11 protein-coding genes and 1 pseudogene are annotated in these 14493 nt (G+C 32.1%); 2 read left to right on the top strand and 10 right to left on the bottom strand.

The window, feature by feature from the left end; translation table 11 throughout:
- Positions 1-2: 2 nt before the first annotated feature.
- Positions 3-1928, top strand: coding sequence for an AMP-binding protein (locus ACW9W4_RS06495; RefSeq protein ID WP_457761661.1), 1926 nt, complete (start codon positions 3-5; stop codon positions 1926-1928).
- Positions 1929-1998: 70 nt separating this feature from the next.
- Positions 1999-3357, top strand: a complete 1359-nt coding sequence (locus tag ACW9W4_RS06500) for a pyridoxal phosphate-dependent aminotransferase (RefSeq protein WP_457761662.1) — start codon at positions 1999-2001, stop codon at positions 3355-3357.
- On the opposite strand, the gene ACW9W4_RS06505 is transcribed toward ACW9W4_RS06500, so the two are convergent.
- The 10 genes and pseudogenes from ACW9W4_RS06505 to ACW9W4_RS06550 all read right to left on the bottom strand — a co-directional run bounded on the left by ACW9W4_RS06505 (position 3354) and on the right by ACW9W4_RS06550 (position 14493).
- Positions 3354-4277, bottom strand: a complete 924-nt coding sequence (locus ACW9W4_RS06505; protein WP_457761663.1) for an SHOCT domain-containing protein — start codon at positions 4275-4277, stop codon at positions 3354-3356. The two genes, ACW9W4_RS06500 and ACW9W4_RS06505, sit on opposite strands and share 4 nt — an antisense overlap.
- Positions 4278-4385: 108 nt before the next feature.
- Positions 4386-4529, bottom strand: coding sequence for a hypothetical protein (locus ACW9W4_RS06510; RefSeq protein ID WP_457762071.1), 144 nt, complete (start codon positions 4527-4529; stop codon positions 4386-4388).
- An 84-nt stretch (positions 4530-4613) separates the two neighbouring features.
- Positions 4614-4781, bottom strand: a pseudogene (locus tag ACW9W4_RS06515) (helix-turn-helix domain-containing protein); the annotation flags it as partial.
- Between the two features lie 126 nt (positions 4782-4907).
- Complete coding sequence (locus ACW9W4_RS06520) at positions 4908-5603, bottom strand: prepilin peptidase (RefSeq protein WP_457761664.1); 696 nt, start codon at positions 5601-5603, stop codon at positions 4908-4910.
- A gap of 82 nt (positions 5604-5685) precedes the next feature.
- Entirely contained in the window at positions 5686-8244 is a 2559-nt protein-coding gene (locus tag ACW9W4_RS06525) for a hypothetical protein (RefSeq protein WP_457761665.1), read from the bottom strand.
- 92 nt (positions 8245-8336) lie between these two features.
- Entirely contained in the window at positions 8337-9782 is a 1446-nt protein-coding gene (locus ACW9W4_RS06530) for a type II secretion system F family protein (protein ID WP_457761666.1), read from the bottom strand.
- A 2-nt stretch (positions 9783-9784) separates the two neighbouring features.
- Positions 9785-11320: a type II/IV secretion system ATPase subunit gene (locus ACW9W4_RS06535; RefSeq protein WP_457761667.1), complete on the bottom strand. Its 1536-nt coding sequence runs from the start codon at positions 11318-11320 to the stop codon at positions 9785-9787.
- Between the two features lie 127 nt (positions 11321-11447).
- Positions 11448-12080 carry a hypothetical protein gene (locus ACW9W4_RS06540; RefSeq protein ID WP_457761668.1) on the bottom strand — a complete coding sequence of 211 codons (633 nt, stop codon included), beginning with the start codon at positions 12078-12080 and terminating at the stop codon, positions 11448-11450.
- Positions 12081-12209: 129 nt separating this feature from the next.
- Positions 12210-12893 carry a hypothetical protein gene (locus ACW9W4_RS06545; protein WP_457761669.1) on the bottom strand — a complete coding sequence of 228 codons (684 nt, stop codon included), beginning with the start codon at positions 12891-12893 and terminating at the stop codon, positions 12210-12212.
- Between the two features lie 28 nt (positions 12894-12921).
- On the bottom strand, positions 12922-14493 hold the full coding sequence (locus ACW9W4_RS06550) for a vWA domain-containing protein (protein ID WP_457761670.1): 1572 nt from the start codon (positions 14491-14493) through the stop codon (positions 12922-12924).

Consider the following 14493-nt stretch of genomic DNA (forward strand, 5'->3'; position numbering starts at 1 on the left):
CATTGTCTAAATTTGAATTTATTCCAACAACAAAGCAAATTCAAGAATCTAATATTTTCAAATTTATGCAAAAACATAATATCTCATCTTTTGATGAGTTATCTCAAAAATCTAAAAATGATCTTGAATGGTTTTGGAAATCAGTAGATGAGGATATTGGAATAGTTTGGGACTCCCCATATGAAAAAATTTTAGATATCTCTAAAGGTATTGCATGGTCTAAATGGTTTGTTAATGGTAAAACAAATATTTACAAATCATCGGTAGAAAAATTTGCAAAAAAAACTCCTGACAAAATTGCATATTATTTTGAATCAGAAGATAGAACAAAATCTGAGATCACTTATTCTGAGCTTGATTCCAAAGTTTCCAAACTTGCAAATGGATTAAAATCATTAGGTGTAAGAAAAGGTGATGTCATTGCAATATATTTGCCAATGATTGAGGAGGCAATATTATCTATTCTGGCTGCTGCAAAAATTGGTGCAATTCAAACTGTAATTTTTTCTGGATATAACTCTGACTCTTTACATGTGAGATTAAAAGATTGTAATGCCAAAATATTAATTGTATCTGATGGATTTTGCCGTAAAGGAAAAACTGTTTCACAAAAACAATCAATAGAAATTGCACTACATGATACAATGGTTGAAAAAACAATTGTAATTCCATACAAAGGAGTAGATGAATATGTTGAATCTGAGAATATTGTTTTTTATAATTCACTTGTATTGTCTCAAGATGTAATTTGTAATACTGAAATTTTGGATTCTGAAGACTCTCTTTTCATTTTGTATACATCTGGAACTACTGGGAATCCAAAAGGTGTGGTTCACACTCATGGTGGTTTTTCTGTCTTTGCTGGTCACCAATCAGCATATCTTATTGATACACAGGCACAAGATGTCTTGTATTGGTCTGCCGATATAGGTTGGATTACGGGATTGGTCTGGAATGTTTATGGCTTGTTGATGATGGGGGCTAGTGCAGTAATTTATGATGGGGCATTAGATTTTCCCACATCTGATAGGATTTGGAAGATGCTGTCTGATTATAATGCAACAATTTTTGGAATATCTCCAACTGCTGTAAGATTATTTAAAAAAAATAATGTTGAACCATTGAAATTATATCCATTGGATAAAATAAAAAATATTCCTACAACTGGGGAGCCATTAGATGAAGACTCTTGGTGGTGGTTATATGAGAAAGTTGGAAATAAAAAAATTCCAATTATGAATTTGTCTGGCGGTACTGAAATAGGTGGAGCAATGTTGTCGGTATTTCCTGGAATGAAATTGAAACCTTCTACTGTAGGTATGCCCGTACCTGGAATGAATTTAGATGTAGTTGATGATGATCTAAAATCTGTACGGGGAAAAAACGGCTATCTTGTTATAAAATCTCCGTGGCCTGCAATGACACGTAGTTTACTAAATGATGATAAAAGATATCTGGAAACTTATTGGAATAGATTTGAAAATATTTGGTTTCATGGAGATTTTGTTTATGTTGATAAAGATAATCTTTGGTATATGCGTGGAAGGGCAGATGATGTCATTAATGTCTCAGGTCATAGGATGAGTACTGCAGAAATTGAACATACTGTAATTTCACATAATAAAATATCTGATGCCGCATCTGTAGCAATTCCAGATGAAATTACTGGTGAGGCAATCGTTGTCTTTTTTGTAGAAGATAAAAAATCTGATAATATCACATCTTCTGAAATTTCTGATTATGTTTCTGAGAAAATTGGAAAGTTGGCCAGGCCTAAATTTATTTTTCAGTTGTCTGATTTGCCAAAAACTAGAACTGGCAAAATTATGCGTAGATTATTAAAATCAAAGTTACTTGGAACAGACTTGGGTGATTTATCTTCATTGGAAAATCCACATGTTTTAGATGAAATTCAAAAATTAGGTTGATAAAATCTCACTCTTTGATATTTTGTATTTTACATAACATCTATAATTTCAACCATTACAATACATGTTGATGAAATTTGTAGTTGATCAGCAGGTTGAAGACATTGAGATGCCTGAAAATCTCAAATTAAACACATTTTTACAAGAATTTCATTCAGATTGCCCTCATCCTGAATGCAGTTTTGGATTTTATGGATTTGCATTTGGACAGTCTCCATTTCCTGTTCCTAAATTAATTCAAGATGAATTAATCAAAAATGCTGACAAGGGTGCATATGCTGCAGTTCCAGGTATCCCTGAATTAAGATCTGCCATATCAAAATACAATAAGCATTATTTTGGAATGGATATATCTCCTGAAAGAATCTATGTTGGTCCTGGAACTAAAGAATTAATTTTTAATCTTTTGGAGATTCTACATGGTACTGTTATTTTACCAACTCCTGCATGGTTAGGATACCTTCCACAAATTAGATTTTTAAAAAAAAATTATCACATGTTACCTACTCGTACAAATAAAAAAATATCTTCAAACAGTCTTAAAAAATTATCATTACGATTACATGACCGACAAAAGATTTTGATATTAAATAATCCAAATAATCCTACTGGATTATTATATGATAGATTGGAATTGGAAGAAATTGCTGATGTATGTAGAGAACAAAATATCACTGTGATTTCTGATGAAATTTATGCACTGACTACATATGACTTCTCAAAATTTGTTAGTATGGGAGCAATTTATCCTGAAGGGACTTTTGTTACAAATGGATTATCAAAATCTCATGCAGCAGGCGGATATAGATTAGGATATGTTATTTTTCCACAACATGCTATTGATTTAAGAAGACAATTTAAAAAAATATTGGCTACTGAATATACTGCAGTTTCAACTCCAATTCAACATGCTGCTGTAGCTGGATTTGAAATAAGCAAAGAAATAGATGACTATTTTATTATCACTAGAAATATTCATCAAATCATGGGGGAGTATACTTACAATGCATTAACTGCAATTGAAGGTGTAACTGCAACAAAACCTGATGCTACATTTTATCTTCTTGCAGATTTTAATGTATTTGCAACTGATTTACAAAATTCAAACATTACCACATCTCAAAAATTATCTGAATCTCTGATTGTCCATCCTTATCATACTGCAATTGTGGGGGGAGATAGTCTTGTTTTAGAGCGAACTGATTTTAGTGCTAGAATTGCATATGTTGATTATGATGGTCCCAAAGTTTACCAAGAATATGTTAAAAATAAACCTAAATCTAATTCTGAAAAACTTGAATTTGTAAAGAAGAATGCTCCTAAAGTAGTTGCAGGAATTGATATGATTGCTGAATTTTTTGGAAATTTAAGAAAAAACACTTTGACTGAAGATCAGATTAAAAAAAGTTCTATGGTTTCCCCTAACTAATTCAATTTTAATTTTAATAATTCAAATTCTTCTAAACTAATCTCACCTTTAGCTAATCTAGTTTGTATGATGTCTGTAGGTTTGGTTCCAATAATTGAATGAAAAATTCTTTTTCTAATTGTGCTTTTATTCATCAAAATTTGTTTGGAATTATTATCCACTTGTCTTTTTACTCCGTATACTGCTCCAAACAATATCCCTAAAGCTGCCATTGCTAAGGATATTTGTGCAATATCCGAACTATTATCTGATCTTTCAACTGGTTCTACAATAGATGATGCCTGAGCTCTAGGTATTATTTCACTATCTACTATTTCATGAACTTTGGGAATTCCGTTGAAATTATCTGTATAACCTACTGCCTCCTCTATAGTTAGACCGGGATAATTTCTATCAAACCAACTCTTGTAGGTTGACTCTGAATGATATCTTTCCACATAGTATGATGGGCCTTTACTTGAATCTGCAAAATCTACGTAAATCTGGTTTTTCTCAACAATTGGTTCAGGTTCATTTATGATTAAATTGTCATTGGATTGTTCATAATCATTTAATTTCTCTTCTTCATTGATTTCTTCATTAATTTCAATTGGTAAATCATTTGAAGAGATTATGAATTCTGTAGATATTCCTTTTGTCATGTTAAGGATGAATCCGTTTGCAGTGTAAATTCCATAGTTTTTAAATTGTTCATCAATAATTACACTTTTTTCAAACGTGTTATCATAATTGATAGTTGCTTGTGATAGCAAAACAAATTGATCATTTTGATCTCTTATTACAATTGTTACTAAACCTGGTGATTCTTCCTCCACTATACCTGAAAACACTACCTTGTCACCTTTGACAAATAATTCATCATTAACATTTAGACTAGAGAGTTCTGCAAACGTAGGATTTACAAATAATACTAATAACATGCCAACTATAAAATAAATTACATTCTTAATCTTGTTCAATAAAATAAAACATATTTTTTTAAATTTAAGATGAACGTAGTATTCATCCAGGTTTATTGTAAGTAAAAGTTAAATGTCGATTTCTTGTTTTCTTACAGAAACACTATCCCCGGATATGTTGACAGTTTTTTTCGGAATTTTAAAAAAGAACGTGGTTTGAACGTTTTCTTCACTTTCGACCCAAATCTTACCCCCTAAACCCTCGACAATCACTTTACAAATTGTCAAACCCAAGCCACTTCCTGCTTTTTCCTCTTTGATGAAGTATCTACCTGATAGAATTTCTTGAATAATTCATTTTTGTTGCAATGTTGATAAAAGATGATATGTTTCTGTTCTTGGAATTTTTAATGCTTTAGATATTTCGGATGCAGTTTTCATTCCTATTTTACTTAAAAATATGTACACTTTAACTTGATTTGGGGTGAGATCATACCTGACAAGCATGCGATTCAGTTCATAGATGGGTTTTCTGTTTGAAACATTCTGTCTTCTACGGTTTCTGTGATTGTCAACAATTTTGTTATATTAAATTATGACATAAACGAGTGTATGTTATTGTATGTTACATAGTATATTTTGAAATTCACATCATGTACTTAGGAAAATGCCTAAAATTACATCTCCATAGAGTAATTGAATGATAAATCCACCTGTGATTAATAATAAGTAAGGTATTCCAGGAGTAATCCACGTATTTGGAGTTGTACAGAACTCTTGATTTTCTGCATGATGAATTGCTAAATCTATTTTCTTTTTCCCCTTTTCAATTTTTTCTATTTTGAAACAAAATTTTGGATTTTTAGCTTTATAACCCATCGATGAAGCTAGTATTTTTTTCAATATACTTTCATCAAATCCTTCAAAAATATTTTCGCCTTTGATCTGAGCAATTATATTTCTAAAAATATTGATTAAGAATGGAATTACAAACAATATTGCTGCATTTGATAATGTGGTAAATGGGGATATTGGATTGTCATTTAATGTAGCCATGGGTGCAATAACTGCTAATGCAATCAATGCAAAGGCATCGGCCCCCCCAAACATTCCCACTCTCCAAATTATTATGACAAATGGTGCAATAATTAATGCAAAGCCCATAGTCAATAGATTTGGAATAATATCTGAACTAATGAATACTAGTAGAAAACCAACACTTGCAAATCCGATCCAATAATAATCATGAATCTCTCTTTTCCATACATCAATAATGGATCCTAAAATCAACATGACAAGTGCTAAACTAATTCCAACTAATTCATAATTTGTTAATGTTTCAAACATTGTGTGTCTTTACCTGCAACTTCTATGTGAAATAAGTGAGGAAAAATATTCTTTTTGTTTAGTCATGTCTTTTACAATGTGTTTATCTGTTTCTAATATCTGAAATTTTCTCTTTAATTTCTTCCAATTTATCTCCAATTGAAATTCTATCTGTAATCATATCTAATTTATCTATGCGTTTAAGGAAAAATAATGCCCCTAATATGGCAATTGGAATTATAATTATTACCAATAATGTGCTGTCTATCTGAAATGCTGTTGTTGATTCTGCATTTGCATCTTCATTTGTTGTTTCTTCAATAACTGGCATATTTAGTATGGTAACTGATTCTGAAATTGTTGTAGATCTAAGACCGTTGCCTGAAACAGTAGCTGTCACTGAAATCTTTTCTTGATCATTTGCAAGTATATTTGCAGTTGCCCTTCCTTCATTATTTGTAATTTTTTCTGTAGTCATTATTTCTGCCCCTACAACGCCCCATTCTACATTAAATCCATCTAATGAAGTTGTTACTTGTGGGATTGTAACTGATAATTTTGACTCTATTCTCTCATTCCAATTCAACCCGCCAATGAATTCTAATGATGCAACTGGACTAAGATCAATTACATTAATATCGTATTTACTTAGAGCAAAATCTTCTGAAAGTAATGCCAATTCTATTGTACCTTCATTATTCGTTTTTAATCCAAAAGTTGAAAAATAATCGCCTTTTTTAATTACTAATTCTTCTGGAACTTGTAATACTTTTTTATCATTTGAAACTAATTTAATTTTAATGTCATCTTTGGAATAAACTGGATTTCCTACAGAATCTAGCAATTGAACTGTAGCTAAAGTTTCAGAATTTGCCAAGACATTTTTTGGATACGATAAAAATATTTGTGTAGGATCAGTTGTATGACTGGTAATTGCAGTTGAACCTTCAAAGCTACCCATTTGATATTCTATTTGTGTTGTTCCGACTTTTTTTGACACCATGTTCATTTCTGCATATGGTTGATTTTGATTGATTGTTATAGATTTTGCGTCAACAAATTCATTTGCTGAAAAACTCAAAATTCCATCTTCAATAAAATATGTGACCCCTAGTCTAGGATCTAATTCCTCTCCGTCTACTGAAGATGTGGATTCCTCACCATCTTCTGAATTGCCTTCTAACAAATACCCTAAAACTGGAAATTCTTTCTCTGCTAAAATTATTGGAACTAAGGGGTCAACAACCATCATCATGTCATCTTCTATTGGTCCTATCGGATTACCTGTGATTGTTTTTGCTCCTTCGTTATCATTAACATAAAAATTAAGAGTATTTTCAGGTGCTACTGTGCCTGTTTTCCCGTAAACAATAACTGCATTACTTCCTTTTTTCATAACAGGATCAATTGGGTTTACTGTGTCTAATTCAGATGATGAAAAACTAATTTCATGATTTTCTTGAGACATGACAGGTACAGTTACTATGGCAAGTTGTCTATTTGTAGTGCCTTGAGCACTACCACCCGTTTGCCTTGAAACTTCAATTTCTGTTTCATAATACGTTACAGCAATCATTTCCTCATTCCCAGTTGTTAGAAATGGTAAAGCTTTGGTGATTGATGGTCCTTTTCCTTCAAGTGCTCCGATTTCATCATGAATCATTTTGAATGAACCTCCACTAGTCTGCACATTTTCTGCAGAAATGAACATGTTGTATGTTTGCTCAATTTCTGAAGTGAATTCCCCAAGATTTGGTCTAGGGGAAAATTTAGTAAATGTGGAATATCTTCCTTTTTCAATAACCAATTCTTTTTGATCAAAAATCACCTCATCAAAATTATGACTAGTATTTATTGACACATTTGGATTTTCAACTCCAATCTTAAAATGGATATCTTCATCTGCTAAAACAGGTAATCCCTTACCATCTAAAAGTTGAACAATTGCATATCCCTTTGAACCACTAAAACTAATAAAATTTTCAGGGTAAACATATAGTTTTAATTGTAATGGTGTTGTTGCTTGTAGAATTTTGACAATGCTGCTAATTTTCTCCATCCCTTCTGTTTCTGCAAAAATTATTGCATCACCATAATCTAATATTTGAAATTGAGTGATTGTATAATATTCCCCATTGGAAATAATTAATTCTGGCTCTTGGATTTTTATGATATCTTTATTGGGTGTATCTAAATGGATGATGGTTTCTTTTGATGCAATTGTAGGTAATCCTCCAGTTGTTGCTAATTCTACAGTGATGTATCCAAACCTCGGACCATCTACTGGAAATTCCGTAGGAGATACTTTCATCAACATCTGTGTGGGGTGATTATTGTTAGTAAATATCTCTAAAATGATTTCTTTTGAAGAAAAACTAGAAGCTGCTAACACTACACTGGCAATGCCTGGTTTTTTTGCTAATATCTGTACATTTTTGGAAAAAATATCATTTCCATCAGTGACACTTATAATTTGAATAATCTCATTATCTGAACTAACGACTTGTAAATCCTCTATTTCTTTTGGCACAATCATGTCATTTGAAGTGACAAAAATTTGTAATGTTGCCTCCGTATTCTCCAATAGTTTTCCAGGGTGAAGTTGATATCCAAATTCGGATATACTTTGGGCCTGAACTGGTACAACAAGTATGCTTAACATGATGCTTAATATAACAAAAATACCTTTCAATCTAATTCATTATTTTAAATTTTTGTTATATTAAACAGTATGAAACATTACAATACATACAGTCATCCGAAAATTGAGGACACGCTAAATATTTTAAGCGAAATTACGATTATTGCCCCTATTGATGTTGCAACTAGAAATATTGAATATATGAAGCCTCCAGAATACGATCCTGTAGTAATTTTTCCCAAAAATAATCCTGAAATCCAAGATTGAACTAAAATTGCAATACCTAACAATTGAAATCTGTATTTTGCATCTGTTTCAAACAGCAAGATTTTACTTTCATCTGTCTCTAGTTGTGCACCTAGACTTGTCAGAGATTCAATTACAAGCAATGTGGTAAAACCTGTAATTGCAATTAACATAAATCCCACCATGACAAATGGCTTTAGTTTTTCTCTTTTTGTTTTTTCTAGATTGTGTATTTTTTCAGCAACTCCTGCCAATGTGATCAAAGTATTGACATTTCCTCCACCTGCTGAAATAATTTCAAATAATACTTTGAAATTAATTAAAATTCTAAAATCATTAGTTTCTTTTTTTAGATAATCAAAAATACCCTCTAATGTCATACCCCATTCAAGTTTATTTGCGATTCCGTTAGCTACGCGATTAAATAGTCCATAATCTTTTCTTTTTGTGGTTCTTACGACACATTTCTCTGCACCTAGACCTGCTTTTCTTGCTTCTGCCACGTCTCTCATAATTTGAGCAGTTGCTCTTTCTGCGTCAATTGAGAATTTGTATTTATCTTTAAAATTTAATGCAGGCCATACAGCAGCAGCAATTAGTGCGCCTCCTAGCACATACAAGTTTAATTCTGGCAGTAAATCTAAATAATTAATTATGATTGCTACTATAATTCCTGGCAATCCAAATGTTAGGATTTTTTTCCAGTCTAATTCATCAACTTTTGATTTATTTAATTTACCTGCAATAATTGAAAATAATACAGACACTACTGGCGATAATACAATCACAAAATATAGAGGATCAATATCATTCGGTCCTGGAGGAGTACCTACTCCGTCTGTAGATGTTGCTGTAATTATGATGTAAATAGCTAATACTACAACTTGCATTGTCATGTATGTTTCAATAACTGTCTCAACTTTTTTTGCTAACTCTTCTTGTTGAGATTCATATAGTTCAAATGCACCATCCATCTTTGATTTGAGATAATTAACTACATCCCCTCCACTTTGGATTGCGGATACCCATCCACTGAGAAAATCTCCAAAACTAGAACCCTTTTCTTTACTCTCAGACATTACTATTAATGGGTCTTGACCTAAAATGTCAATTCTTTTTAAAATTTTTAATGATTCTAATCTGACATTAGGTAGCAAATCTAAGTTTTTAATTTTTAAAAAAATAGTGTATGGACCAAAACCACTTGTAGCCAACAATGTTACTATGGTGATAAAAAAGGGTAATTCTGGATCAATTTTTTTATTTAATTTCTTTTTCTTGTCTTCCTCTTCATGTTTTTTAATAAATGACATATCTATACACCATATTCAATTTTCTTCATCAGTGTTTCAGGATCTCTGTAATATTTTCCAATACAGTCTGCAACTTTATCATAACTTCTAATTCCTCTATCTACTAACCATTTTAAAACAATCTTTCTTTTTTCATATTCTTCAAGAATTTCATCTGAGATGAGTCCTGTTTGCATTGAAATTCTATTAAACATTTCATTACCTCTTAATTGAGGTTCAAAATAATCTGTTTTTGGATTCCATTTGAAAGAATCATGATATGAATCAGATGTTTTAATTTCTTGAACTGAAATTGCTCTTCTGGTACTTTTACCGTCCATTCCTTTGACCCTTCTGATTACTATTGCACAATTCATCAATGCCATGTAGGATGCAGGAATGTCCATTGGCTTTTGTTGCAATCTTTTACTAGCAGATTCTAAACTATCTGCGTGCATTGTACACAAACCTCCATGACCTGTAGCCATAGCTTGGAACATGACATATGCTTCTGCACCCCTAATTTCACCAACTACTATATAGTCAGGTCTGTGTCTTACTCCTGATTTAATTAAATCATATAATCCAATTTCCCCTTCTTCATTGTTACCAAAACCTACTCTGGATACTAAACTAAACCAATTTTCATGTTTAATATTGATTTCAGCTACATCTTCTACCGAAAAAATCTTAAAATCAGGATTCACTAAACCTGTAATTGCGTTAAGGATAGTTGTTTTACCACTTCCTGTTGAACCAATGACCATTATGGACATTTTTGCTTCCATTAGCATCCACAAATACGCTGCAATATCCACACTAATTGTACCAAAGGATATTAAATCAATAACTGAATAAGGATCTTGTTTGAATTTTCGAATTGTAAAACTAGTTCCTTTAGGTGTGACCTCTTTTTGATATAGTACAGAAATTCTATGATTCCCTTGCAGTGATAAATCTGAAATTGGGTATGCTGAACTAATGTGTTTTCCTGCCCTGAAAACAATTCGAGATACGAATGAATTTAATTTATCTGATTCAAATGTAACATTACACGGAATGCTGTCATATTTTCTATGCCATACATAGATTGGGGTGTTTATTCCACTACAACTTACATCTTCAATATTTGGATCATTCATCATTGGATCAATATTCCCAAAACCGTCAATTTCTTTTTCTAAATAATATTTTACTTTTTCAAGACTTGCTAGGGATTGTTCATCAAACAATTTTTCATTTTCTTTGAGAATTTTGTTTACAAATGAAATAAATCCAAAATCTTTTTCAATGTTTTCAGGAGAATCTAGATTTTCTTCAATCAATCGATAAAGTTGATTATAAACTATTTGCTCAGATTGATTTAATTTAGTTTCATCTACCTGATATGAAACACTTCCAGTTTCTAAATCTTGTAAAATATTTACATAACTAAATGGGGTTTTTAACGGGTATTTTTCTAATAATTTTGAACCCTTTGGGGTTTCGTTATTTAATTCTGATAAAAATTCACTTTTAAGAAATGTTTCTAATCCTTGCTCTTCATTCTTTTTACCCATTAGACTCAATAATTATTCTTGATTTTTTAGTTATATTGAACAGTATGAAACATTACAATACACACAGTTTGAAATTTAAAAAATTTAGAAAAAGGTTTTTTGGATAAGTTAAAAATTTCCTCTTATCCTAAGGGGCTACGCCTGTTACGGTTATGCTTGCTGGGCCGCCTGCTTTGCCAGCAAATATACTGACAGTTGTAGATATACCTGAGTCAAGTGATGTGATTGTTCCGTTAGTTAACTTGAAGTAAATCACTGCTGCTTGACCTGGATTTAGAGACACTGGACCTAATGCTTGTGTTGCACAAATTGATTCATCTGCATCATCGTCGCCAACTAGATCGATTCGTAGATCTTGTCCTAAACCGGTACAAGTAGCATCTGCAGTTAATGCTCCACTACTACCAGACCATCCTGTATGGTTCAATGACTTCTGGAATGTGGCTGCAGTAACTGTGGTGTCCGGATACCATTGTGTAAATGGAATATCTGCACCTCTGATCTGTATTTTGTCAACAGCGACTACTTTATCTCCTGTATTTCTAATTCCTGCTGCGCCCCAAGCTAAACCCTCTGGTGCCTCAGTATGTACCCACAGATTAGTTCCTGAGATGTTGATATTTTCTGTCTGTGTACCGCTTTGGAAAAGACTGGTACCATACAAAACAACACCTGAACCAAGTACAACTGATGACACCAAGATGATGACAGTTGTAAGTACTGTACTGATTGCACGTTTTTTGCTTAGTTTGGTTTTCATTTTATTACTAACATTTTTGGGTAATAGAATATCTAGTCGCGTATGTAATTTTTTTGAATTACAGAGTAAAAATATTGTTACTATTATTTGAATATTGTATGAAACATGCCTAGAATTAAATTCCTTCCACTATGACTGAAAAAGGTGCACCTGTTTCCCCGCATATACTCCAAGATTTGTAGATATACCTGAGTCAAGTGATGTGATTGTTCCGTTAGTTAACTTGAAGTAAATCACTGCTGCTTGACCTGGATTTAGAGACACTGGACCTAATGCTTGTGTTGCACAAATTGATTCATCTGCATCATCGTCGCCAACTAGATCGATTCGTAGATCTTGTCCTAAACCGGTACAAGTAGCATCTGCAGTTAATGCTCCACTACTACCAGACCATCCTGTATGGTTCAATGACTTCTGGAATGTGGCTGCAGTAACTGTGGTGTCCGGATACCATTGTGTAAATGGAATATCTGCACCTCTGATCTGTATTTTGTCAACAGCGACTACTTTATCTCCTGTATTTCTAATTCCTGCTGCGCCCCAAGCTAAACCCTCTGGTGCCTCAGTATGTACCCACAGATTAGTTCCTGAGATGTTGATATTTTCTGTCTGTGTACCGCTTTGGAAAAGACTGGTACCATACAAAACAACACCTGAACCAAGTACAACTGATGACACCAAGATGATGACAGTTGTAAGTACTGTACTGATTGCACGTTTTTTGCTTAGTTTGGTATATATGTAATAAGTTATGATGTAGAGTAAGATTATAAAAACTGAAAGTGCATATTCTATATTTGGAATTAAACCCAATACTAAATTGAACTAATGATCATGAAACTTACAAATCATCTCCTGCAAGCATTGTATATGCACCTAGAAATTTTGATACTGTTTTTCTTAATCCTTCATAGGGTATACATAATGAAAAAATTTTTGTTACTCCTGTTGGCATACCAATTGCAACAACACTGATCCCCTTTTTTCTTGCAGCCTCTACTGCTTCTTCCATTTTCTTATCTGCTTCATATGTTCCTAAAGCTAGACCATCTGTAATTAAGAAAATATATCTCCTTTCGATATTTTCTTTCTCTAAGATTCTAGAACAGAGTTTTACAGCATCTGCAATAAAAGAAAATCCTTTGATTTCAATTCCACCAATCCTAGATTTGGAATTTTGATCATAATTCTCATAATGATCTTTTACTATTGTAAAATTATTATTAAAAGTAAAAAATCCCCATTCCCCATTTTTTGAGTTTACTTCATTTGCTGCTTCACCCAAACAAAAAGCAAACTTCTTCATTTCATCAAATTTCAATCTCATACTACTGCTAGTATCTACGACAATTGCCCATTCTTCCTCAATTCGTCTATAATCATCTTGTTCAAAAATTTGAATACTGTTGTTTTGAGCTGCAACTGCTTGAATGGCTGCTTGCATCTCGAACAAACCCGTATCTTCAGGCATTCCTTCATCCATCACATTTGGTGACATTTTCATTTGAGATGACATTTTCTTTAAAAACAAGTGAGTGGTATTTTTCAACCTAAAATATTCCCCAATATTTTCTGGTGCAAAATCAATTTTGTCAAATTCTAAATCTTCTGTAATTCCACCATATTTTTTTTGAATTTTGGCTCTGCGTTTTAATTGCTCAAACCATACTTCTCCAAATCTTTGTACTATATCTTGGAACTTTCCATCGGTAGTTATTATAATATTTTCTAACCATTTTTCAATTCGCGTGGGATGACTATAATGATCTTCAAATGGCAACATGTGGTCTGAAACAATATTTGAGGACTCATAAATAATATCTGCAATTTTTATAAATGCTTCATCATCTTTGGGATCTGACTTAAGAATTTGACTTTGTAATCCTTCTCTTTTTGTTTTAATTCTTGAAACAAATGTATTTGAAAATATTTTTTTAGAATTTTTTTCGGTATTTTCTAATTCTTTCTTTTCATTAACTATATTAAAAAATTCTGTAATTTTTACAATTTCACTATAATATTCCGGATATTCATTTTTTAAAAATTCATTTACTCTAATATCTTCAATAAACTCAATTGTTTCATATGCTCGTTTCTTATTTTTTCCTTTTATCCATTTCTTGTATTTTTTAAAATCTGTTACCTTTGCATGTCCTGCAGCATGACAAATTGAGGCCAGAAATAAGGAAAAAATTGAATTTTGTGATTCTCCTAAATTTGAAAAAGCACATCCTTGAATTGTTTCTAACCCTTGAATTGATTTTGGCAATGGAAAATATGCCGTCATTCTTGGCTCATATTCAATTTTTGGAAAATATTGTTGCTCTATGAAGAAAGTGTCAATGTCTATGGGTTTACGCCCAGAAATCTTAAAAAACAAACTATGTGCAATATCCTGAATGGTATCTTTCAA

The sequence above is a fragment of the Candidatus Nitrosopumilus sp. bin_7KS genome, assembly GCF_054095835.1.